Genomic DNA, 23,968 nt, shown 5'->3' with positions numbered 1-23,968 from the left:
ATAAAATTTATACCAAAAATGGCAATTTTAAATAACATTAGAAAACAATCATTAGTACTAATAGCAGTTATTGCTTTAGCATTATTCTCATTTGTATTAGCAGATTTGTTTAAAAACAGTGATGCACTTACAGCAAAATTACAAAATGTAGTCGCTACAATTAACGGCAAAGACATTACTCGTGAAGCTTTTATGCAAAAAGTAGAAGCAATGCAACGTCAAATGGGAGGAAACGGAACTAGCACACAAGCTATGAACAACGTTTGGAACCAAGAAGTACGTCAAGCAGTAATGGAAACACAATTTGATGCTTTAGGTTTTACAGTAGAAAAAGACCAAATGCGTGATTTGTTAAAAACAAGCTTAGCTAATAATGCAGATTTTCAAAATGAAGCAGGTGTTTTTGATGAAAACAAAATGAACGAATACATTGCTAACTTAAAAGAAACTTCTACAGTAGCATACCAACAATGGATTGATTATGAAGAAGGAGTAGCAGCTAACGCACTTAACCAAAACTATGTGAACATGGTTAAAGCTGGAATGGTTGGTACACTTGCCGAAGGAAAACTTCAACATCAATTAGAAGGAGACCAAGTGGATATTAAATTTATTCAAGTGCCTTTCTCTTCTATCGTAGATAGTACAATTACAGTTTCTGATAGCGATATTGCAAGCTACATGAACAAACATGTAAAGCAATATACAGTAGAAGCTTCTAGAGATTTAAATTATGTACAGTTTAATGAAGTTGCATCTTTAGAAGATGAAAATGCAATTAAACAAAACTTAAGAGATCTTTTAAAAGATCAAATAGTTTATAATGAAATTACAAAAAGAAACGATACTGTTTCTAGTTTCTTAAAGGCAAAAGATAACGAGTTATTTGTTAATGCAAATTCAGATATTAAATTTGATAACCGTTTTGTTAAAAAAGCAGATTTACCATCAGCAGTTGCAGATAGTATTTTTAATTTAAATGCAGGTGAAGTTTTTGGACCATATAAAGATGCTAACCACTTTAAAATTTCTAAAGTTGTTGCAGTAACACAAATGCCAGATTCTGTAAAAGCTAGACATATATTATTACCATTTGTAGGGTCTCGTTCTTCAACAGCAGAAACAGTGCAAACGAAAGAGCAAGCTAAAGTAACTGCAGATAGTATTATGAATGTTGTTAAATCTTCACCAGCTAAGTTTGTTAGCTTATTAGATTTTTCAGCAGACAAAGTAAGTAACGAGAAAGAAGGAGTTCTAGATTGGTTTACATACAACGCAATGGTTCCAGAATTTAGAGACTTTGCTTTTGAAAATACTAAAGGAGACTTTGGTGTTGTTGAAACTGTTTTTGGTTTTCATATCATTGAAATTTTAGGACAAAAAAATATGCAACGTACTATTAAGGTAGGAACAATTGCAAGAAAAATTGAGCCTAGTGAAGCTACCATTTCTAAAGTATTTAGAGATGCTGCTAGTTTTGAAAATGCAGTTGCAAACGGAAAGTTTCAAGATGTAGCTAAAGAAAATAACTATACGGTTCGTCCGGTAAACGGAATTAAAGTTTTAGATGAGAATATTCCTGGTTTAAATAACCAAAGAGCACTTGTTCGTTGGACATTTGAAGAAGATGCAGAAGTTGGTGATGTTAAGAAATTCGCAATATCTAATGGTTTTGCAGTAGTACAATTAACTGCTAAAAACAAAGCAGGTTTAATGAATACACAAGATGCATCTGTTACTGCTTTACCAGCAATACGTAAAGTTAAAAAAGCAGAAATGATTAAAAGCAGAATTTCAGCAACAACATTAGAAGCTTTAGCAAGTGCAGAAGGACAAACCATAAGAACTGCTTTAGCAGTTAATATGAAAACACCAACAGTTACTGGTGTTGGTAGAGAGCCTAAAGTTGTAGGTGCTGCTTTTGGTTTAAAAGAAGGAGAAACTTCTAAATTAATTGTTGGTGAAAATGGCGTTTATATGGTACAAGTAACTAAAGCTACTCCAGCAGTAGAATTAGCAAACTACCAAGCTTTTGCTAACCAAGTAGGACAACAAAAACAAACTGCTATAGATTCAAGATTATACACAGCTTTAAAAGAAGCTTCAGATATTGAAGATAACAGAGCAAATACAGTGCAATAGTAATAGCATAACGTATTATAAATATTAAAGCCCTTTTAGAGAAATCTGAAAGGGCTTTTTTTATTGCTTACCGGAAACTTGTTTTAGATCCTATTGTAATTTCCTTTTCCAATATAGTATGTAAATGGTTCCAATAATAGAAGGTAAGATCCAGGAAAGGATACTTCCAATGCCTAATCCGGCAACTATAAATGCGGTTACAGACGCTATGAATGCTCCAAGCATCTTTCCTACATGATTCTTCAACCAACCATTTTTGATCGCTTTAAAGTTTTTGTAGAATATAAAATCTTTTATCGTTAGTAAAAGTCCGAAACCACCAAAAATGAGATAAAGGATGTTTCCAGTTATTCCTTGGAATAAACCGTAAATCCCGAATAAAATCATTGTTATAGATAGGAACATCATGCTTCCAGAAATTATTTTATCTATAGCATTAGCAGACAGTTTACTTTTAGATTTAAATGTCAATATTTGGTTTCCAGAAATCACTAAGTAAATAGTAAAAAGACCTATTAAACAAAGAAAAGTGTTTCCGTGATTTGGCATAAAAGTAATAGGAATGGAAATTAAGGAGCTAGTTATCATTCCTATAGAAAATAGCTTTCCCATTCTTTTATGCGGAATACTTCCTTTCTTCATTATAATACTCCCAATTCCAGATATTAATCCTAGTCCGCCAAAAAAGGCATGTATGTAAATGAAAATTTTAATTGTTTCTTCCATGATATCTTGTTTGTTTTAACAAGGTAAAATTCAGGATAAAACAAAGGATGTTCAAAAGGGAGTTTCTGAAGTGTTGTTTTTTAGTGATAAGTTGTAAACAAACGGAATTATGTTGAAATATACTCTTTTGTCATGCTGAACTAGATTCAGCATCTAATACTAACACTTAATAAATACTTGCAACCATTTCATCAAAGGCTAAAATAGTATCAAAACCTTTATTCTTAAAGTACGCGGTTGGATTGGTTTTAGAACTCACTAAAACAAAATCTCCTCCCCAAGCACCAAGACTTTTAATGCTTCCGTTAAAGTCGTTAAAAAGAACTTCTTTAACAGGTTTTAAGTGTATGATTTCTGATATGATTTGTTCATGCTTTTCTATTAGAATATCGAAAGCATCCAGCGTTTTACAAGCAATAATGTCTTTGGTTATTGCATCTATTTCTGCAATAGCTATTTCTAGATTAGAATTGTTCTTTTTGTATTGCGCAATTCCATCTCTACTATTTTGCTTTTTGTTTAAATGCACAAAATATAAATGCTCTTTAAATGAAGGGTTAAAAGAAATTGGATTTACGGTTCGTTTGTCATTTCGAGCTTGTCTAGAAATCGCACTATTATGCAATTGATACGTAATTGCCGAATCGTTTTGTGCACAGGCAATATCATAACCACTGCCGCCAAAAGTTTTTTCTAGTAATTGGTAAGCATCTACATCTGCCCAGTTCGCTATATTGTTGATTAATGTAGAAGATGTACCAAGTCCCCAGTTTTTTGGGAATTCTAATAGCGTAGTTATTTTAAAGCCTTTCTTGTCTTTTAAAAACTCCGGATTAAGTTCTTGAGCAGCTCGTAGTATCTCTAAAACTCTATTAGAAACTTCACTGTCTATACTGACTTGTGATTCAATATTGCTGTCATTTCGAGCTTGTCGAGAAATCTCATTGTTCTCAAAATGAAATACTTCTTCAAACCAAACCTGCTTCTTTTCATCGAAACTTTTCCAGGTAATTGTAGGTGCTTCTATTTCTTCAACAACTAAACTCTGTCCGAATTTTGTAGGTACAGCAAGTGCTAAAGCACCATCTAGAACTACATATTCCCCCGTAAGTAATAATTTTCCCCTGCTGTAAAAAGTTTGATGCTTCATATGGTTTTTTCGATAAATTCGGAAGGACAATTTATTCGTTGTTATTTTTTCAATCTTAAAGCATTAAAAGCTTCCACGACTGCACTATGAGTAACGGTGTTGGTTTTAAAATGGTTTACAATGGTTTCCTTCTCAGCTTCTGTAGCTTCCATTTGATTCAAGATATTCATCAAGTGCATTTTCATGTGCCCTTCTTGTATTCCTGTGGTAGTTAAAGAGCGTAAAGCACCAAAATTTTGCGCCAATCCGGCAACGGCAACTATTTGCATCAATTCTTTTGCACTTGGTTTATGTAAAAGTTCTAAAGCTAATTTTACTAAAGGATGTAAGTTGGTTAAACCACCAACGGTTCCTAATGCTAAAGGGATTTCCATCCAAAAGGTAAATACGCCATTTTCAATTTTAGCATGTGTTAAACTACTATATTTTCCGTTTCTAGCAGCATAGGCATGTACACCAGCTTCTACAGCTCTAAAATCGTTTCCGGTAGCTAAAACAACCGCATCAATACCATTCATGATTCCTTTGTTGTGTGTAACGGCTCGATATGGTTCTACTTCTGCAATACGAACTGCTTGTACAAATTTTTCAGCATCAAAATCGTCTTCTGGTAGATCTTCTAATTTGCAACTTACTTCTGCACGAACCAAACAATCTGGAACGTAATTAGACAAAATACTCATTACAATTTCTATGGTGTCTTGTAACTGTTTTTCCGATTCCGCTTTAAACGTTTTAGCAAATTGCTCTAAACAAGAATTTATAAAATTTGCTCCCATGGCATCTTGTGTTTCAAAGGTTGCATGTAGTTGGTAATAGCCAGAAATATCTTCGGTTTTGTCTTTTAAAACAATATCTAAAACACCACCACCTCGTTTTTCCATATTCTTGGTAATGGGTTTTACATCTGCAATAAGTTGTGGTTTAACTTTGTTAAAAAAGGTTTCCAATGTTTTAAAATCTCCAGGATACATAAAATGTACTTGTCCGATTTTAGTGGTAGAAAGTACTTTGGTTTTAAAACCACCATGTGCTAACCAGAATTTGGCAGCTTTACTAGCAGCAGCAACTACTGAGCTTTCTTCGATAGCCATTGGTATGGTGTGCATCTTGCCATTGATTAAAAAATTAGGCGCAACACCAAATGGTAAATAATAATTGGTTATCGTGTTTTCTATAAACTCATCATGTAAGTTTTGAAGGGTTATATTGGTGTTCCAATATTGCTTAATAATTTTTTTAGCTTCCTCCTTATTTGAAAAATAAGTTTCTACAATCCAATCTATCTTTTTAGATTTCGTTAACTTAGAAAAGCCAGAAATAGGTGCACTCATGTACTGTGTTTTTGAAACACAAAGATAGTATTCCAATTTTTAATGGTTTTCATTTAAGTAACTTAAGTTTTTGTAACTTAAAACCGAAGCTTTTTTAGTATTTACAACTTCAATTTACTGTTAATGTTTACGGTTTTTTGCTTATTTTTTAGTAAACTTGACATTCATTTCATAAAATCATTATTTTTAATGCGAACTTTTAAATTCTTCCTATTTAGTTGCCTTTTTATAACTGCAATCTCTACAACAGCACAAACTAAAAACATTTCACTAGAAGATATCTGGGATGGAACTTTTAGAACCGAAAGAATGGATGCTTTGCATTCTATGAAAAACGGGAAACAGTATTCTGTTTTAAATTTCGATAGAGCTTCAAGAGTCACGACGATAGATGTTTACGATTATAAGACATTAAGTAAAGTGAAAACTTTAGTCAGTTCTGCTAATCTAGAAACCATACCTTATTTTTCAGATTACACCTTTAGCGAAGATGAAAGTAAGATTATTCTAGCTACAGATGTGGAGTCTATTTTTAGAAGATCTACCCTAGGGAAGTTTTATGTGTATGATACAAAAAATGCTTCGGTTACTTTAATAGCTGAAGAAAAAATACAAGAACCAACCTTTTCACCAGATGGAACTAAGGTAGCTTATGGTTTAAATAATAATTTATTTGTTAAAGATTTGAATTCTGGAGTAACGAAACAAATTACTTTTGATGGCGAAAAAAATAAAATCATTAATGGTATTACCGATTGGGTTTATGAAGAAGAATTCGGATTTGTTCGTGCTTTTGAGTGGAATGCTGCTAGCGATAGAATAGCGTTTATCCGATTTGATGAAACCGATGTTCCTGAATTTTCTATGGATGTTTACGGTTCTGCTTTATACCAAACACAGCAAGTTTTTAAATACCCAAAAGCTGGTGAGAAAAATGCAGTGGTTTCTTTGCATTTATACGATTTGAAATCGAATACAGCTTCCGAAGTAAAATTAGAAAAAGCATATAACGATTTTTATATTCCTAGAATACAATGGACGAATGATGCAGATGTCTTAAGTGCACAATACATGAACAGACACCAAAGTGAGTTAGATCTTTGGATGATTGATGCTAAAAAAGGTAAGACAGATTTAGTGTTAGCAGAAAAGGATAAAGCCTATGTAGATGTAACCGATAATCTTACTTTTTTAAAGGATAATAGCTTTATTTGGACGAGCGAAAAGGATGGGTATAACCACATTTATCATTATGATAAAAAAGGGAAACTTATCAATCAAATCACCAAAGGAAAGTGGGAAGTAACCAATTACTATGGTTTTGATGAAAAAATAAATGCCATTTATTATCAATCTGTTGAAAATGGTTCTATAAATCGAGATGTGTATAAAATTGATTTAAACGGAAATAATAAAACAAGACTTACAAAAAGCACAGGAACAAATAATGCTTCGTTTAGTGCAGATTTTACATACTTCATCAATACGTTCTCTAACGCAACAACACCTCCAGAATATACGCTAAACAATGCTACGACTGGAAATTTAGTGAAAAGTATAAAAGACAATGATGCACTTTCTAAAAAAATATTAAACTACACAACTTCTAAAAAAGAGTTCTCTACCATTAGTGTAAATGGTAACGATTTAAATATGTGGATGATTAAGCCAGCAGATTTTGATGCGAATAAAGAATATCCATTATTTATGTATCAATATTCTGGTCCAGGATCACAACAGGTTGCAAATCGTTGGAATAGTGCCAATGATTATTGGTACCAGCATTTAGCACAACAAGGGTATATTGTTGCTTGTGTAGATGGAAGAGGAACAGGATTTAAAGGAGCCGACTTTAAAAAAGTAACACAAAACGAATTGGGTAAATACGAAGTTGAAGACCAAATTGAAACCGCAAAGCAATTAGGATCAAGATCTTATATTGATGCATCTAGAATTGGAATCTGGGGTTGGAGTTATGGTGGTTTTATGAGCAGTAATGCACTTTTTAAAGGAAATGATGTATTTAAAATGGCAATTGCTGTTGCTCCTGTAACTAGCTGGAGATTCTACGACTCTATTTATACAGAGCGTTATATGACTACGCCTCAGGAAAATGCAAGTGGTTATGATGAGAATTCACCAATAAATCATGTAGATAAATTAAAAGGAGACTTTTTGTTAATTCATGGTACAGGAGATGATAACGTACATTTGCAAAATACCATGCGAATGGTAGAAGCATTGATACAAGCAGATAAACAATTTGAATGGATGATTTATCCGGACAAAAATCACGGTATTTATGGCGGTAACACCAGATTGCATTTGTACAAAAAAATGACAAACTTTATTAACGATAAACTTGGAGATAAACGCCCAGAGAAAGAGGTTGAAGAAGTACAAGAAAATATTAAAGGATAAACGAACTAACTAACTAACTAACTAACTAAAATAAATAAACATGGAATATAAATTTGGAGGTTCTGCAGAGAATCAAAAAACAGTTTTAGGACATCCTGCTGGGTTGTTCGTGCTTTTCTTTACAGAAATGTGGGAGCGTTTTTCTTATTATGGAATGCGTGCTTTATTAGTACTGTTTTTAGTATCTACGATTATAGATGGAGGATGGGAATGGAGTAGAGCAGATGCATTAGTGCTTTATGGATGGTATACAGGACTTGTTTATTTAACTCCAATTATTGGTGGTTTTATAGCAGATAAATTTATGGGCTATCGAAGAGCAGTTGTGCTTGGAGCCTTTATTATGACCTTAGGACATGCATCTATGGCATTAGAAGGAATTACCTCTATGTTTTTCTATGCTGGATTATCTTGTCTAATAATTGGAAATGGTTTTTTTAAGCCAAATATTTCTTCCATGGTAGGGCAATTGTATAAAACACAAGGAAAAGAGAAAGATGGTGGTTATACCATTTTCTATATGGGAATTAATGCAGGTGCATTTTTAGGTATTCTTTTATGTGGTTACATTGGAGAAAATATAGGATGGCATTTTGGTTTTGGACTTGCTGGTGTTTTTATGTTTTTAGGAATGTTACAATTTTATTTCACGCAAAAGATTTTCGGAAAAATTGGATTATCACCGAAACAATCGGAAGATTTTGAAGACGTAATAGAACATAGTGTTGAAAAATTAGAACATAACATTGAAGAAGTTATTGAAGAAGCAGAAAGCTCTAAAGTAGTAAGAGATAGAATGTTTGTAATTGGTGTCTTTTCTTTATTCGTCGTGTTTTTCTGGTGGGCTTTTGAACAAGCAGGTGGTTCTATGACCGTTTTTGCAGCAGATTATACAGATAGAGCTTTAGTTGGTAGTGCAGCGATGACTTTTAAAATCGTCAATACCATAATAACAGTTGTGCCAATGTTGGTAATTACCTATGTTTTAGCAATGTTGTTTAAACAAACATTTAGTAAATACTCTTTAGCAAATATATTATTAGGTTTAAGCTTCGTGATTATTTGGATAATTGTAATTTGGATGTTAAATAGAGAATTTCAATCGGATGCAACAGAAGTTCCTGCGTCATGGTTCTCTGTATTAAACTCTTTATTTATTATCTTATTTGCACCATTGTTTTCTAAACTTTGGGAAAGTAAATTAAATCCTTCAGGGCCTGTGAAGTTTGCAATAGGTTTACTATTAGTAGGTTTAGGATTTGGAATCTTGGCTTATGGAGCAGCAGGAATTCCTGATGGAGCAAAAACAGCTTCTGTTAGTTTAATATTCTTAGTTGGTGCCTATTTCTTGCATACTATGGGAGAACTTTGTGTATCACCAGTTGGGTTGTCTTACGTTAGTAAATTAGCACCTGTTAAATTAGTGAGTTTAATGTTCGGTATCTGGTTTACAGCGAATTTCTTTGCAAACCTTTTAGGAGGTTTTACAGGAAGTTATATCGATCCAATTTCAGAAGAATATGGTCTATCTAATTTCTTTTTAATATTTACCGTAATTCCAATAGCAGCAGCTGTAGTTATGTTACTATTAGCACCTATGCTTAAAAGAAAAATGCACGGAATTGAATAAGTAAAGGATTAAATAAAACAGAACTAACTTAATTAATTATATAAATGAATACAGATATAGAAAATCTATTTAAAGACAAAGTAATTGGACATCCAGCAGGATTGTTTGTATTGTTTTTTACGGAAATGTGGGAACGTTTTTCATTTTATGGAATGCGTATTCTTCTAGTGTTATTTTTAACAGCTCCTTTAATAGGTGATAATCCTGGATGGGAATGGCCAAGAGAACACGCTTTAGCATTAATTGGTACCTATGCATCCCTTTTATATTTAACACCAATTGTTGGTGGTTGGGTTGCAGATAAGATCACAGGTTATAAATGGGCAGTTATCATTGGTTGTTTTATCATGATGCTAGGTCACGCATCTATGGTTTTTGAAACGCAATTTACTTTGTATTTGGGTCTAGCATTATTAGTTATTGGTACTGGTTTTTTCAAGCCGAATGTGACTTCAATGATTTCTGAAATGTATAAAGGCAAAGAGTCTAAAAAAGATGGAGCATACACCATATTCTATATGGGAGTAAATGCTGGAGCCTTTTTTGGTATGATGCTTTGTGGTTATTTGGCTGAAAATATAGGATGGTCTTGGGGATTTGGTCTTGCAGGGATTTTTATGTTCTTAGGAATGTTACAATTCTGGTTAGCTAAAGACTTATTTGGACAAATTGGTGAAAAGCCTTCTAAAGTCTACGAAGTAGAATTGCCACAAAACATCAATGAAGTTAGTCCTACAGAACATAATCCAACAGAAGAAAAATTAAACCCTTTTACAGGAGTAGATAAAGTATTAATCGTGCTTTCTGCTTTAGGTGGAGTTTTATATTTATTTAACGATCCAATGTCTAAAGTTGGAAATGTGAATATGCTAGATTTTAGTATTGGAGGTTTAGACGGTTCTAACGTTACCATACTTACTGCACTTGTTTTATTTTTATATTTAATTATTACAAGAATTTCTAGATATTCAAAAATTATAAGAGACAAAATTATTGCGGTTTCTATTTTTGGAATTTTTACCGTATTTTTCTTTGCTGCTTTTGAGCAGTCTTTAGGATCGATGACCATTTTTGCTAGAGATTACACAGATAGAGTTTTAGTAGGTTCCTCTGCAATGATATTTAAAATTGTAGATTTAATCTTAACAGTAGGGCCTTTAGCAATTATTACTTGGGTTCTGTATTTGTTGTTTAAGAAAACATATTCTAAAATCCCATACTCTAACATTGTTTTAAGTTTAGCATTTGTTGCACTTTGGGGAATTGTTATTTGGAAAGTGAACAGAGAATTTAGTAAAGATGCTACAGAAGTGGGAGCATCTTGGTTTGGTATTTTAAACTCCTTCTTTATTATTACATTGGCTCCTCTATTTTCTAAATGGTGGGAAAGTAAATACAATCCTAGTGCAGCAATGAAATATGGCTTAGGACTGATTCTTTTAGGATTAGGATTTGGCGTATTAGTAATGGGTACCATGGGAATTGAGCAAGGAGCACAAACAGCTTCTGTGAGTATGTTCTTTTTAATATTTGCATATGTATTCCATACTATGGGAGAACTTTGTATTTCGCCTGTTGGACTGTCGTATTTAAGTAAATTGGTGCCAGGAAGAATGATTGGTTTTATGTTTGGTATTTGGTATTTAGCCATTGCTATCGGACAAAAAGCAGCAGGAACTATGGGAGGAATGATTGATAAGATTTCGGAAGAACACGGTTTATCCACTTTCTTTTTAATATTTACACTAGTACCAATTGCTGTTGGTTTGGTATCGATCGTATTAAACCCTATTCTTAAAAGATTAATGCATAACGTAAAATAATTTGTAATTTTGGAATAGTCTTTGAGACTGTTATTCTGAAAAGATACAAACCACAAATAAGTTATTTATATACAATGAAAAATTTAGCACTTACACTTTTACTCGCAGTTTTAACCATTGGTTCTGTTACTGCACAAGAAATTAAATGGGTTTCTTTTGAAGAAGCTTTAGAACTTCAGAAGAAAGAACCTAAAAAAATCCTGATGGACATGTACACCGAATGGTGTGGCCCATGTAAAATGTTGGATAAAAACACCTTTCAAAATAAGGAAGTTGCAGCGTATGTAAATGAAAATTTCTATGCGGTAAAGTTTAATGCCGAAGGTAATGAAGTTGCAAACTATAAAGGAAAAGAATATACCAATCCAAGTTATGATCCTGCTAAAGCGAAGAGACGTAATAGCGCGCATCAATTGGCTAGGTTTTTTCAAGTTACAGCATATCCAACTATTGTATACTTAGATGAAGAAGCAGAAGTAATTGCGCCAATTAAAGGATATCAAAAGCCAGATCAAATAGAATTGTATTTAAAAATGTTTGCTAGCGACGACTATAAAGCGCTTACAACAGAAGCTGCATGGAATGCATATTACCTAGCATTCAAACCTACATTTAAAGGATAAGATTTGGCATTCTGAACTTGTTTCAGAAGCGATTATTCTAATATAAAAGCTCCCTTTTTACCAGTTTGGTGAAATGGGAGTTTTCTTTTTTTACACGTGTTTTCCCAACGTGCTACATACGATTTATAATTACTGCCATCTGCAATAATGCCTTTTGGTTGTATAGAATCAATCAGTCTTTCTAAATTTATCTTTGGCGAATTTCGTAATAAAACATAATCCGGTTGCACACTTTTTAGGTTATAAATGCCAAGGCTGTCCACTATTAAGATTTTATGATTTCGGTATAAAAAGAGATCTCGTAAAGTGTCTTCTTTAATCATTTCCGTAAAATTAGCAACAGCAAAAGTACCTATGGTTTTGTTATTGGTAATGGAATCTAAATTATGAAAAACCTGGAGCGTTTTATTTCCTTTTAAACCTATAACCGTGTTTCTACTTTTATGAAAGACGATAAACGCATCCTTGCTATTTTCATATTTAGTATATATAATGGCTATTTGTAAACTTAGTATGGCAAGACATAAATACACCAAAGTAGTATAGTTTCTCTTTACATATATCCTTACTAATGCGATGATTATTAAATAGGAAGTAGCCACGTAAAGGATATGAAAAGGGATGCCTTGAAAGAGGAATTGTTCCTTACTCGCAATCCATTCAAAAAAAGTATTCATTAAGCTAATAATGCTTCCGAAACTATTTGCTATAAATTGAGGTAAGGCATTCAATAAAGCCAAAACAATTACTATAATGCCACTTGCGAGAATAATTCCTATCAACGGAATAACCACAATATTAGACAGCCAAAACAATCCTGGAAACTGATGAAAATAAAACAAGCTAATAGGTAAAACACCAAATTGTGCTGCAATGGTAACGGTAGTAATTTGCCAAAGTTTATCGGTGACCCAAAATCTTGGTTTCCAAATTTTGTAAAGTATAGGCTGGATAGAAACAATGGCTAAAACCGCCATATAACTTAACTGAAAACCCACATCAAACAGAAACAAAGGCTTGAATAGTAGGATGAAAAAAACGGAAATAGCCAAGGTGTTATAAATATTACTAGGTCGTTTTAAATGCATGCCAATAGCAACAATGCTAAACATGGTTGCCGCTCTAATAATAGAGGCAGATGCGCCCGCAATGAGCGCATAACACCAAAGAAGGATTAGAATAATAATCATTTTTAAGATTTTTCCTTTTTTAATGCGTTCTAAAGGTTTCAAAACGGTGTTTAATAACAGTAACAGAATACCAACATGTAAGCCAGAAACAGCAAGAATATGAATAGCGCCAGCGTTTACATAATTGGTGTAAATATGCTTACTTATGTTTTGTCGTTGTCCTAAAATTAAAGCGTTAATTATAGATAGTTCATCGGCTTTAAAAGGATGTTTTTTAAGCTTTGAGTTTATAGTATTTCGCAATAGACTAGCATAACCAATTGGTGTGTGTATGGTTTCGCTTACGCGGAAAAGAGTAGAACTACTAGCATATATTTGATGATAGATATATTGTTTCTCTAAATACTTTTTATAATCGAATTGATCCGGATTCAAAGCAGCGGTTACTTCCTGAAAACCTTCCGTTGTAATTAAAATGGCATCTATATCTAGCTTTTTAGGCAGACTATCTTTTTTAAGGTTTAATAAAGCCTTTCCAGTAACGAATTTGTCATCTATTTTGAGAATGTCTACTACATATTTATCATTATAATTACCAGGTTTTAAGATTTCTTTTATCCGAAAGGTTATCGGTTTGTTTTCACTATTCCAATGAGAATAATGATTCTTTAGATTTTTCTGATTGTGAAAATTTGTGCTTAGAATACCTAAAGAGATTGTCGTAAAACAGGCTAATACTCCGAACCAAATGGTTTTTGTAAACTGTTTTCTAGAAAGGAATACCGAAATGCTTAATAGTAAGAAAAGAAGAAGCGTACTATGTAAAGAGTCTGTTACAGGTATGCTAATGTAATAGGCTAAAACGATGCCTATAATTAGACAAGCGCTTAGTTTTATTACAGTAAAATTTAAAATCTTCATATATAAATATAGTAAATAATCTATATTTATAACGAAAATATTCTACATTAAAAAGATTCTATAATATACGTCTAGCTTGTACATAAGCCAAGTACCAATAGCGTTCTGCTAAATTGGAGGTCATTACACCTCTACTAGTTGAGGCATGAATAAACTCTACGTAACCAATTCTTGCAGTAGTTACAATACCAACATGGTTTACTTTTCGGCTATTCTTTTTGGTTGCAAAAAATAACAAATCCCCTTCTTGTACTTCTTTTAAGTCTATCCAATCCCCAGTTGTAGATAAACCATGGGTGGTTCTAGGAAGTGTAATGGCTTCTTTTTTAAACGAAGTATATATCAATCCAGAACAATCCATCCCTTTTTTGGTGGTTCCTCCATACTTGTATTTTACACCTTCAAAAGTTTTTGCATAATCTATAATACTTGCTACATCTGCATTACTTTTTGTAGTAACAGTTTTTGTAGTAGCCGTTTTTGTATTTGATTTTTTAGGTGTCGTTTTTTTGGAAACTGTTTTTGTTGTTCGTGCTTTTTTAGTAACTACACGTTTGTTTTTACTGGATTTACAAGCGGAAAAGGAAATAAAAAGAATAAGAATTAGGGCAATTTTTTTCATGTACAAATTTAAGTGTTTGGTGATATAGCTTTATAAATAAGTTTTGCCGTTTTTGCACTGGCTCCTCTTCCTCCAAGCTCTTTTTCTAGTTCGTAATAGTTCATAAAGAATTTAGCTCTTTGCTCCGGATCTAGAATAATATCTAATTCTTTTTTTAATCGTTTAGCATTGAATTCCCCCTGAATTAACTCGGTCACCACTTCCTTATTCATGATTAAGTTTACTAAAGAAATAAACTTAAGTGTAATAATACGTTTTCCTATTTGGTAGGATAACCAACTGCCTTTATAACAAACCACTTGTGGTACTTTAAACAATGCGGTTTCTAGCGTTGCAGTTCCAGAAGTAACTAATGCAGCTGTAGAGATACTAAGTAAATCATAGGTTTTGTTAGAAATAAAAGTGACGTTTTTAGTGGTTATAAATTGCTGATAAAAAGAATACTCCTGACTTGGAGCTCCCGCAATTACAAACTGATAATCCGGATAATCCTTAACAACACTAAGCATCACCGAAAGCATTTTTTTAATTTCTTGTTTTCTGCTTCCAGGAAGTAATGCAATTATGGGTTTATCGTTAAGTTGGTATTCTTTTCTAAAGGTGTATTCATCTACTTGGGTTCTGTTCGCAATGGCATCAATTAAAGGATGACCAACAAAATGGACTTTGTAATTGTATTTTTTGTAGAAATCTTCCACAAACGGAAGAATAACATACATGGCATCTACATTCTTTTTAATTTTTTCGACTCTATTCGCACGCGATGCCCAAACTTGAGGGGAAATATAATAATGGGTTTTAAATTTTTGTTCTTTCGCCCATTTTGCAATGCGTAAGTTAAATCCGGAATTGTCAATGAAAATAACAACATCTGGTTTATAGGTAGCAATATCTTTTTTGCATAACGATATGGCTTTAAATATGGAGTTTATATTTAAAAGTACTTCTGCAAAACCCATAAAAGCTCTTTCTTTATAGTGCTTTACTAAAGTACCGCCAACACTTTGCATAAGGTCTCCTCCCCAAAATCTAAATTCGGCATGTACATCTTCTTTTTGTAATGCTTTCATTAAATTAGAGCCATGTAAATCTCCCGAAGCTTCTCCTGCAATAATGTAATATTTCATGTATATGTCTATTGTTTTTAAATGGTCACATGCAGCATCCATTTAATCTTTATCCAAAATTATTACCTTTTAGTTATGGATGTTTCATTTATATAAATTTAAAAAGAAGGGTTAAGATTGCAATACATATAGTTGCGATAAGCACGCCTTTTGCACGATCATCTTGTTTTTTACTCAAAAAGAAAAAGAAAGTAATAAGATTTAAAACAGCTCCTAAACTTATTAGTTTACTAATAAAACCTTGTGCATTTGCAGTTTCAATAGCTTCTATAAATCCGCCGCCTTGTCCTAATACTTTAGTCGCAATAAATAAACCTATAATGTTGGCAATAAAACCAACTACTAAACCAATTATAATGTCTTTTTTCATCTTTAGTTTCCGCGAAAGCGGTAATCTTATTTTTTTCGTTTCCGCTAATGCGGAAGTAATTAATAGTCTATTTGTTTAAATCCCAAGTGTTCAATTTGGCAATGCTGTGATGTGCAGTTAAATCAAATTGTACAGGTACCACAGAAACATAGCCGTTTTCTAAAGCCCATTCATCGGTATCGTCTCCTTTGTCTAAATTAACAAATTTTCCGGTAAGCCAATAATATTCTTTGCCTTGCGGACTAACTCTTTTATCAAATTTCTCGACCCAATTTGCTTTTGCTTGTCTGCAAATTCTCACGCCTTTAATGGCTTCTTTCTCTAATTTTGGGAAATTCACATTTAAAACAACACCTTCTTGTAAACCGTTTTCTAAAACATTTAGTGCAATATTTTTGACATATTCTTTAACCGATTCAAAATTGGCATTCCAATTAAAATCTAATAGCGAGAAACCTATCGATGGAACTCCTTCCAATCCCGCTTCAATAGCAGCGCTCATAGTACCAGAATAAATAACATTTATTGAAGAGTTAGAGCCATGATTAATTCCCGAAACACATAAGTCTGGTCTTCGGTCTAATATTTCGCTAATTCCTAATTTTACACAGTCGGCAGGTGTGCCAGAGCAACTGTATTCTTTTTGACTGCCATTATCTATCGTTACTTGTTCTAAATATAGCATAGAATCTAGAGTTATGGCATGGCCCATTCCGCTTTGCGGACTATCAGGAGCAACAACAACAACGTCACCTATGGTGTTCATAACCTCTATTAAAGCTCGTATTCCTGGCGCCGTAATACCATCATCATTGGTAACTAAAATTAGCGGTTTTTTTGTCATGTAGCGTTCGTTTTTTTGCTACGCTAAAATACATATTTTATGTAGTATATGCTGCTTATTTACGGTTTAACAAAAAATTAGTACCTATTCATTTTAATTGGCACAGTTTTTTCTTTAAATTAGTAAATTGAGACAAACCCCTAACTTAAGCTATGTATGGCTTAAATTAATTAATGCATTTAAGAAATGAAAAAGAAATATAATGTGTTTATCCTACTGCTTTTATTAGCATTTGCATCTTGTAGTTTTACTAGTAAGACTTTTGATGACCCAGATAAAGATAAACTCCTAATACAAGTGATAACCTATGTTTTAGAACGAGGACACTTTGATCCTAAAGTTTTAAATGATGATTTTTCAGCAGCTGTTTATACCGATTATCTTGAACAATTAGATCCTTTAAAACGTTATTTTTATAAATCAGATATAGAAGAATTTGAAAAATATAAAACAGAGTTAGATGATCAATTGAAAGCGTATGATATCGCTTTTTTCAACCTGACACATGAGCGTTTGTTGAAACGTATCGAAGAAACTAAAGCCATTTATAAGGATATTTTAAACAAACCCTTTAATTATGCTGTGAATGAAAGTTATAGTTCCGATTATGAGAAGTTAGAGTATGTAAAGAATAAAAAGCAAATGAAAGAACGTTGGAGACAACAACTTAAGTTTACTACTATTTCTAATTATGATGACCTAGTTACTGAAAATGAAAAAAGTGAAAAAGAGAAAGAATCACTGGCTAATTTAGAGGAAGAGTCTCGTAACGAAACTTTAAAATCTATTGATAATTATTATAATGATTATATAGATGACCAACAACGTAAAGATTGGTTCTCTATTTATGTAAATGCTATTGTGGAAGAATTTGATCCGCATACATTCTATTTTGCTCCAGAAGATAAAGATCGTTTTGATCAACAAATGTCTGGAAAGTTAGAAGGGATTGGTGCTAGATTATCTAAGAAAATGGATAATACTAAAATTGTAGAACTTATTTCTGGAGGTCCAGCTTGGAGAGGGAAACAATTAGAAGTTGGTGATATTATTCAAAAAGTACGTCAGGAAGACGAAGAGCAAGCGATTAATATTGTAGGTATGCGTTTAGATGATGCTATAAAACTTATAAAAGGACCTAAAGGAACCGTTGTGAATCTTACTATTAAAAAAGTAGATGGTACTATTGAGGTGATTGCTATTACTAGAGATATTGTAGAGTTAGAAGAAACCTATGCTAAATCATCTATAGTTAAAAATAAGGATAAGCGTTATGGTGTAATTAATCTCCCAAAATTTTATGTAGATTTTGAAGACTATAAAAAACGTAATGCAGCAAGCGATATTAAACAAGAAATTGAGCGCTTAAAAGCGGAAGGAATGGAAGGCCTGGTTTTAGATCTTCGTAATAATGGAGGAGGGTCTTTACAAACCGTTGTAGATATGGCTGGTTTATTTATTAAAGACGGACCAATTGTACAAGTACGATCTACAGGAGAACCAAAAGAGGTTTTAAAAGATAATGATAAATCTATTAGTTGGGATGGACCTTTAGTGATTTTAGTGAATGAACTTTCGGCATCTGCTTCAGAAATATTAGCTGCAGCAATGCAAGATTATAAAAGAGCAATTATTATAGGAAGTAAACAAACCTACGGGAAAGGTACCGTACAAAACGTTTTAGATTTAAATAGAATGGTACGTAATAACTCTCAAGGAGATTTAGGAGCTTTAAAACTTACTACGCAAAAATTCTATAGAATTAATGGTGGTTCTACCCAATTAGAAGGAGTGAAGAGTGATGTGGTTGTTCCGGACAGATATAGTTTTATCGATGTTGGAGAAAAAGATCAAGAAAACCCATTGCCTTGGGACAAAATTGAAGCTGTAGATTACGCTTTTTGGGATAGCTATTTTGATTACGATTCTACGATTAAAAAGAGTCAAGAACGTATGAGTAACAATGCGCAATTAAAGTTAATTGAAGAAAATGCAAAATGGGTAAAAACCAGAATGGATGAAAATATTCATGCCTTAAACTATAAAGCATACAAGCAAAAAATAGAATTAACAGAACAAGAAGCAAAACGATTTGATAAATTATCGGAATACCAAACAAATCTAACTTTTGAGTCTTTACCATACGAAAGTCAATTGTTTGCATCCGATTCTATTTTGAAAACGAAAAGAGATAGATGGCATGAAAGCCTTAGTCAAGACGTGTATATCGAAGAAGCATTGCATGTTTTAGAAGATTTAAAAATGTCTTATAGTATTGAGAAAATAGCTACTACAGTAAAAGACTAAATAGATTTATGAGTAGTACAACAAACTCATTAAGTGCATTAGCGCTCCAAAAATTTAAAAACGATTTTTGGGGCGTTTTTAGTTTCGGGTTTATCGTGTTAATTGGACTAGTATCGATTTTTGCTTATGCAATCGCTCCAGACAATTCGCAATATGCAAATCAGATGCATTTGTCTATACATTCCAAAAAACCGGGATTTAAAGTCCAAATGCTAACCATTCCTTCAACGATTAAAAATGAGCAAGGTTTCTTAGATGCCCTTTTCTTCGGAAGAAAAAATACAGAAACCGAAATTCCTATAACCAGTTATACTGTAGAACAAAGTAGTATAGTTTATACCGAATATGCTTCTGATGGATTAGTTGGAGTACAAAAAACAATAGATTTTAAAGGATTAGATGCGACTGAATTAAAAGCATTAATAACGACTAAAACCTTCCTTTTTGGAACCGATAAATACGGAAGAGACCTGCTAAGTAGAATATTAGTTGGTGCAAGAATTTCATTTTTTATAGGTTTTGTCGCCGTTTTTATATCCTTAGTTATTGGTGTTTTTATGGGAAGCCTTGCAGGGTATTTTGGAGGTAAAGTAGATGCTATTATCATGTGGATTATTAATGTAACCTGGTCTATACCTACGCTATTATTAGTTATTGCAATTACACTGGCTCTAGGTAAAGGTTTTTGGCAAGTCTTTATTGCGGTTGGTTTAACCATGTGGGTGGAAGTCGCTAGAGTGGTAAGAGGGCAAATTATAAGCGCCAAAGAAATGCAATATGTAACTGCAGCAAGAGCTTTAGGTTTTAATGATTTTAGAATTATTACTAGGCATATTTTACCAAATATAATGGCGCCAGTAATCGTGATTTCGGCAGCAAATTTTGCGGGAGCTATTTTAATAGAAAGTGGTTTGAGTTTTCTTGGTATTGGTGCGCAACCACCTATGGCAAGCTGGGGAGCAATGATTAAAGATCATTACAATTACATTATTTTAGGAAAGCCGTATTTAGCCTTAATCCCAGGATTATGTATTATGACTTTAGTGATGGCTTTTATGTTAATTGGTAATGCGCTACGTGATGCGTTAGATGTGAAGAATTAAATAGTTCTCAATCTCTATTTGTAGAAATAAGTTGTTGGTATTCGGCTGCAATCTTATTCCAATTCCATACTCGAATTCAAAGATTCTATATACTCTAATACTTCTTCTTTACCAACATTGTTAGAAGATGAAGTGATAAAGTAATTAGGTACTTCTTCCCAAGTTTCTAAAAGAATTTTCTTGTAGTCTTCTACGTGGTTTTCAATCGCTTTAGGTTTTAACTTATCCGCTTTAGTAAAGATGATAGAAAACGGAATACCATTTTCTCCTAAATATCGCATAAAATCTAAATCTATTGGTTGTGGCTTATGTCGAATATCTACTAAAACAAAACCAGTAACTAACTGTTCACGTAAGGAGAAATACTGCGTAATAAATTTTTGAAAGGTCTTTTTTGCAGATTTAGAAACTCGTGCATATCCATAACCCGGTAAATCTACTAAATACCATTCTTTATTAATTATAAAGTGGTTTATTAGTTGTGTTTTTCCTGGTCTTCCAGATGTTTTTGCAAGACTTTTTCTGCTAGTAAGCATGTTAATAAGTGACGACTTACCTACATTACTTCTACCAATAAAAGCATATTCAGGAATATTGTTTTTTGGGCATTTAGCAACATCAGAGTTACTTAATATAAATTCTGCAGATTTTATTTTCATCGCGATAGTGTTTCCGTGAAAACAGAAACCTCATTAAATTAGTACTAAAAAGTTCAAAGGTAAAGACATAACAGTAAGTTACCAAAATAGTAGCCATAAAAGAGTGGCTAGTCTTTTTGTAAGTGTATTATAAATTTCGCTTTTTCAACCAATCATCAAGAATTTGGTTAAATGTTTCTGGATGTTCCATCATGGCAGCATGACCACATTTGTCAATCCAAAATAAATCAGAATTTGGTAATAAAGCGTTAAACTCATCTGCAACTTCTGGTGGAGTAACGGTGTCATTTTTTCCCCAAATAATACAAGTAGGTACTTGCATTTGTGGTAAATCACTAGCCATATTGTGTCTAATGGCACTTTTTGCAATTGCTAGTGTTTTTATAAGTTTGTTTCTGTTGTTTACGGTTTCGTAAACTTCATCCACAATTTCTTTAGTAGCTACAGCCGGATCGTAAAAAACGTCTTGTGCTTTCTTTTTTATTACTTCATAATCGCTACGTTTTGTGTAGCCTCCTCCCATTGCACTTTCGTATAAACCAGAGCTTCCTGTAATTACTAAAGCTTTTACCTTTTTAGGAAATAATTTTGTGTGGTATAAACCAATATGTCCACCTAACGAGTTCCCTAATAAAATAACATCATCCAAGCCTTTATATTCAATAAAGTCATGCAAGTATTTCGCAAAAGTTTTTACATTCGTTTTAAGTAAAGACATGCTGTAAATTGGCAATTCAGGAATAATAACTTTATACCCTTTTTCGCTAAAATAGTTGGTAACAGCATCAAAATTACTCAATCCTCCCATAAGTCCATGGAGTACAATTATAGGTTTACCTTCTCCAACCTCAATGTAGCTGTAATCTTTCTCTTTTTTTAAGCGATGCGTCATGAATTAGTTAGTCATTTCTATTGAAAACAAATATAGTTAATTCATTCAAATTATAACAACTTAAATAAAAACAGTGTAAGGAGTTTTTTGAAAGAGATGTTAACAATCGTTTTTAAGTTTCCTACCCACAAGTTAACCCGCTGTGAGCTAGTGATTTTTGGGCTTTTACCCATTTTGTAATCGAAGGAAAGCTTCGTTTAGTCGAAAATTTATTAACAATGTGGTAAATAGTGGTAAATAGTGGTAGAATTTTCAATATATTTGACTCTTAATCGTTTTAATACGTAAAAGTTACAGTGAACTCATTAATAGGAACATACGAATGCAAGGTAGACGCAAAAGGAAGGCTTATGCTTCCTGCTGCGCTTAAAAAGCAGTTGTCTCCTGTGTTGCAAAATGGATTTGTGCTTAAGCGAGCAGTTTTTCAGCCTTGTTTAGAATTGTATCCAATGAGCGAATGGGAAGCCTTGATGGGTAAAATGAATAAGCTGAATCGTTTTAAAAAGAAGAATAATGATTTTATAAGACGATTTACCGCAGGAGTGAAAATAATTGAGGTAGATGCGACAGGACGATTATTGATCCCGAAAGACTTGGTGGCTTTTGCAGATATAGCAAAAAACATTGTGGTTTCTTCTGCAATTAACATTGTAGAAATTTGGGATAAAGATAAATATGAACAAGCCATTGATGATGCAGCTGTAGATTTTGCAGACTTAGCAGAAGAAGTAATGGGACAAGACGATGAAGAAGATGGAATATCATAACCCAGTTTTATTAAAAGAAACCGTAGACGGTTTAAACATTGTAGAAGATGGTGTTTATGTAGATGTCACTTTTGGAGGTGGCGGACACAGTAAAGAAATATTGAAAAGACTTGGTGCAAACGGAAAATTGTTTGCTTTCGATCAGGATCCAGATGCGCTTGAGAATACTATAGATGATGAACGCTTTACTTTAATTCATGAGAATTTTAGACACATGAAACGATTTTTAAGGTTTTATGGCGTAAAGCAAGTAGATGGTGTTTTGGCAGATTTTGGAGTTTCATCACATCAGTTTGATGTTGCAGAGCGTGGTTTTTCAACCAGATTTGAAGCGGATTTAGATATGCGAATGAATCAGAAAGATGCAATTTCTGCATTTCACGTGGTTAATGAATATGAAGAGGAGGAGTTAAAACAAGTGCTTTTGCAATATGGGGAGTTAAGACAAGCTTCGGCAATGGCAAAAGAAATTGTTGAACAAAGAAAAGAAGCCCCAATAGTAACGAGTGATCAATTGAAAAAAGTTTTAAAACGCTTTTTGCAACATAAAAAAGAGAATAAGGTTTTAGCGCAGATTTATCAAGCTATTCGTATTGAGGTAAATCAGGAAATAGAAGCTTTAAAAGAGTTTTTACTGCAAACTCCAGATGTTTTAAAGCCTAATGGTCGTTTGAGTTTTATATCGTATCACTCTCTAGAAGATAGGTTGGTAAAACGTTTTATAAGAAATGGATTGTTTGAAGGAGAGCCAGAACGAGATATGTTTGGAAACTTTGAAGTGCCTCTTAAAAAGGTTGGCGGATTAATAGTGCCAACAAGAGAAGAGATAAAGATAAATAATAGAGCCAGAAGTGCTAAGCTTCGTATTGCTCAAAAAGTATAATTCCTGCAAGGTTTCAAAAACCTTGTAGATATAAATAAAAACGAAAAAATTAGATGGAGCAAAGCGTAATCTAATTAGTGAAATAGTAAATGTCGCAACCGAGTCAAGAATGAAATTCGTGTATTCGTGGCAAAAAAAAATAAGATTCTTGCCTTCGCAGGAACTAAGCATGAAAACAAATATCTATAGCATATTAAAAGGAAGGTTTCTAGTAAGCGATGATGCTTTTAGAAATTGGAAAATGATTCTATTTATTTCCGGGTTAGCTATAGTGATGATTGCAAGTTCGCATAGCGCAGATAAAAAAGTGCATGAAATTGCAAAACTAAATAATCATGTTAAAGAGCTTCGTTCTGCTATGATAGATGGACGAGGTAGATTAATGAAGCTTAAAAAAGAGTCGTTTTTAGAAGGAAAGATGGCTGGGAAAGGAATTGCTATTTCAGAAGTTCCACCAAAAAAAATAAAAGTTAAATCACAAAAAGAATAGTTCC

20 protein-coding genes are annotated in these 23,968 nt (G+C 33.0%); 10 read left to right on the top strand and 10 right to left on the bottom strand.

The features are described from left to right. The first annotated feature begins 18 nt into the window (after positions 1 to 18). Positions 19 to 2,142: a peptidylprolyl isomerase gene (locus AMD28_RS02420; protein ID WP_055442574.1), complete on the top strand. Its 2,124-nt coding sequence runs from the start codon at positions 19 to 21 to the stop codon at positions 2,140 to 2,142. 90 nt (positions 2,143 to 2,232) lie between these two features. Here the strand turns inward: AMD28_RS02420 and AMD28_RS02415 are convergent, their stop codons facing one another. The 3 genes from AMD28_RS02415 to AMD28_RS02405 all read right to left on the bottom strand — a co-directional run bounded on the left by AMD28_RS02415 (position 2,233) and on the right by AMD28_RS02405 (position 5,352). Continuing rightward, complete coding sequence (locus AMD28_RS02415; protein WP_055442573.1) at positions 2,233 to 2,868, bottom strand: hypothetical protein; 636 nt, start codon at positions 2,866 to 2,868, stop codon at positions 2,233 to 2,235. Positions 2,869 to 3,034: 166 nt separating this feature from the next. Continuing rightward, complete coding sequence (locus tag AMD28_RS02410) at positions 3,035 to 4,018, bottom strand: GYDIA family GHMP kinase (RefSeq protein ID WP_055442572.1); 984 nt, start codon at positions 4,016 to 4,018, stop codon at positions 3,035 to 3,037. A 41-nt stretch (positions 4,019 to 4,059) separates the two neighbouring features. After that, positions 4,060 to 5,352 carry a hydroxymethylglutaryl-CoA reductase, degradative gene (locus tag AMD28_RS02405; RefSeq protein ID WP_055442571.1) on the bottom strand — a complete coding sequence of 431 codons (1,293 nt, stop codon included), beginning with the start codon at positions 5,350 to 5,352 and terminating at the stop codon, positions 4,060 to 4,062. A gap of 189 nt (positions 5,353 to 5,541) precedes the next feature. Here AMD28_RS02405 and AMD28_RS02400 point away from each other — a divergent pair, with 189 nt between their 5' ends. The 4 genes from AMD28_RS02400 (at position 5,542) to AMD28_RS02385 (ending at position 11,849) form a co-directional block, all read left to right on the top strand. Further along, positions 5,542 to 7,773 carry a S9 family peptidase gene (locus AMD28_RS02400; protein ID WP_055442773.1) on the top strand — a complete coding sequence of 744 codons (2,232 nt, stop codon included), beginning with the start codon at positions 5,542 to 5,544 and terminating at the stop codon, positions 7,771 to 7,773. A 40-nt stretch (positions 7,774 to 7,813) separates the two neighbouring features. Continuing rightward, positions 7,814 to 9,403 carry a peptide MFS transporter gene (locus AMD28_RS02395; protein ID WP_055442570.1) on the top strand — a complete coding sequence of 530 codons (1,590 nt, stop codon included), beginning with the start codon at positions 7,814 to 7,816 and terminating at the stop codon, positions 9,401 to 9,403. A gap of 44 nt (positions 9,404 to 9,447) precedes the next feature. After that, entirely contained in the window at positions 9,448 to 11,226 is a 1,779-nt protein-coding gene (locus AMD28_RS02390; RefSeq protein WP_055442569.1) for a peptide MFS transporter, read from the top strand. Positions 11,227 to 11,300: 74 nt separating this feature from the next. Next, positions 11,301 to 11,849, top strand: a complete 549-nt coding sequence (locus AMD28_RS02385) for a thioredoxin family protein (protein WP_055442568.1) — start codon at positions 11,301 to 11,303, stop codon at positions 11,847 to 11,849. Positions 11,850 to 11,881: 32 nt separating this feature from the next. On the opposite strand, the gene AMD28_RS02380 is transcribed toward AMD28_RS02385, so the two are convergent. The 5 genes from AMD28_RS02380 to surE all read right to left on the bottom strand — a co-directional run bounded on the left by AMD28_RS02380 (position 11,882) and on the right by surE (position 16,863). Beyond that, a complete protein-coding gene (locus AMD28_RS02380) occupies positions 11,882 to 13,900 on the bottom strand; it encodes a ComEC/Rec2 family competence protein (protein WP_055442567.1) in 2,019 nt (672 codons plus the stop codon). A gap of 58 nt (positions 13,901 to 13,958) precedes the next feature. Further along, positions 13,959 to 14,522 (bottom strand): C40 family peptidase, encoded by a 564-nt coding sequence (locus AMD28_RS02375; protein WP_055442566.1) that lies wholly within the window; start codon positions 14,520 to 14,522, stop codon positions 13,959 to 13,961. Between the two features lie 8 nt (positions 14,523 to 14,530). Continuing rightward, positions 14,531 to 15,649, bottom strand: a complete 1,119-nt coding sequence (gene lpxB, locus AMD28_RS02370) for a lipid-A-disaccharide synthase (RefSeq protein ID WP_055442772.1) — start codon at positions 15,647 to 15,649, stop codon at positions 14,531 to 14,533. A gap of 88 nt (positions 15,650 to 15,737) precedes the next feature. Beyond that, complete coding sequence (locus AMD28_RS02365; protein ID WP_055442565.1) at positions 15,738 to 16,019, bottom strand: hypothetical protein; 282 nt, start codon at positions 16,017 to 16,019, stop codon at positions 15,738 to 15,740. Between the two features lie 67 nt (positions 16,020 to 16,086). Next, positions 16,087 to 16,863 carry a 5'/3'-nucleotidase SurE gene (surE, locus tag AMD28_RS02360; RefSeq protein WP_055442564.1) on the bottom strand — a complete coding sequence of 259 codons (777 nt, stop codon included), beginning with the start codon at positions 16,861 to 16,863 and terminating at the stop codon, positions 16,087 to 16,089. 186 nt (positions 16,864 to 17,049) lie between these two features. Here surE and AMD28_RS02355 point away from each other — a divergent pair, with 186 nt between their 5' ends. Beyond that, entirely contained in the window at positions 17,050 to 19,170 is a 2,121-nt protein-coding gene (locus tag AMD28_RS02355) for a carboxy terminal-processing peptidase (RefSeq protein ID WP_055442563.1), read from the top strand. Between the two features lie 8 nt (positions 19,171 to 19,178). Further along, entirely contained in the window at positions 19,179 to 20,273 is a 1,095-nt protein-coding gene (locus AMD28_RS02350; RefSeq protein WP_055442562.1) for an ABC transporter permease, read from the top strand. Between the two features lie 53 nt (positions 20,274 to 20,326). Here the strand turns inward: AMD28_RS02350 and yihA are convergent, their stop codons facing one another. Then, positions 20,327 to 20,932: a ribosome biogenesis GTP-binding protein YihA/YsxC gene (yihA, locus tag AMD28_RS02345; protein ID WP_055442561.1), complete on the bottom strand. Its 606-nt coding sequence runs from the start codon at positions 20,930 to 20,932 to the stop codon at positions 20,327 to 20,329. Between the two features lie 127 nt (positions 20,933 to 21,059). After that, a complete protein-coding gene (locus tag AMD28_RS02340; RefSeq protein ID WP_055442560.1) occupies positions 21,060 to 21,824 on the bottom strand; it encodes an alpha/beta fold hydrolase in 765 nt (254 codons plus the stop codon). 296 nt (positions 21,825 to 22,120) lie between these two features. Here AMD28_RS02340 and mraZ point away from each other — a divergent pair, with 296 nt between their 5' ends. The 3 genes from mraZ (at position 22,121) to AMD28_RS02325 (ending at position 23,964) form a co-directional block, all read left to right on the top strand. Next, positions 22,121 to 22,591, top strand: a complete 471-nt coding sequence (mraZ, locus tag AMD28_RS02335) for a division/cell wall cluster transcriptional repressor MraZ (protein WP_055442559.1) — start codon at positions 22,121 to 22,123, stop codon at positions 22,589 to 22,591. Beyond that, positions 22,578 to 23,474, top strand: a complete 897-nt coding sequence (gene rsmH / locus AMD28_RS02330; protein WP_055442771.1) for a 16S rRNA (cytosine(1402)-N(4))-methyltransferase RsmH — start codon at positions 22,578 to 22,580, stop codon at positions 23,472 to 23,474. The genes mraZ and rsmH overlap by 14 nt, the downstream gene beginning before the upstream one ends. A gap of 169 nt (positions 23,475 to 23,643) precedes the next feature. Further along, the gene (locus AMD28_RS02325; protein WP_055442558.1) at positions 23,644 to 23,964 is read left to right on the top strand and encodes an FtsL-like putative cell division protein; all 321 of its coding nucleotides are present in this window, start codon (positions 23,644 to 23,646) and stop codon (positions 23,962 to 23,964) included. Positions 23,965 to 23,968 lie beyond the last annotated feature (4 nt).

It is taken from the genome of Lacinutrix himadriensis (assembly GCF_001418105.1).
GTDB lineage: Bacteria > Bacteroidota > Bacteroidia > Flavobacteriales > Flavobacteriaceae > Oceanihabitans > Oceanihabitans himadriense.
This window is presented reverse-complemented; position numbering and strand designations above follow the sequence as displayed.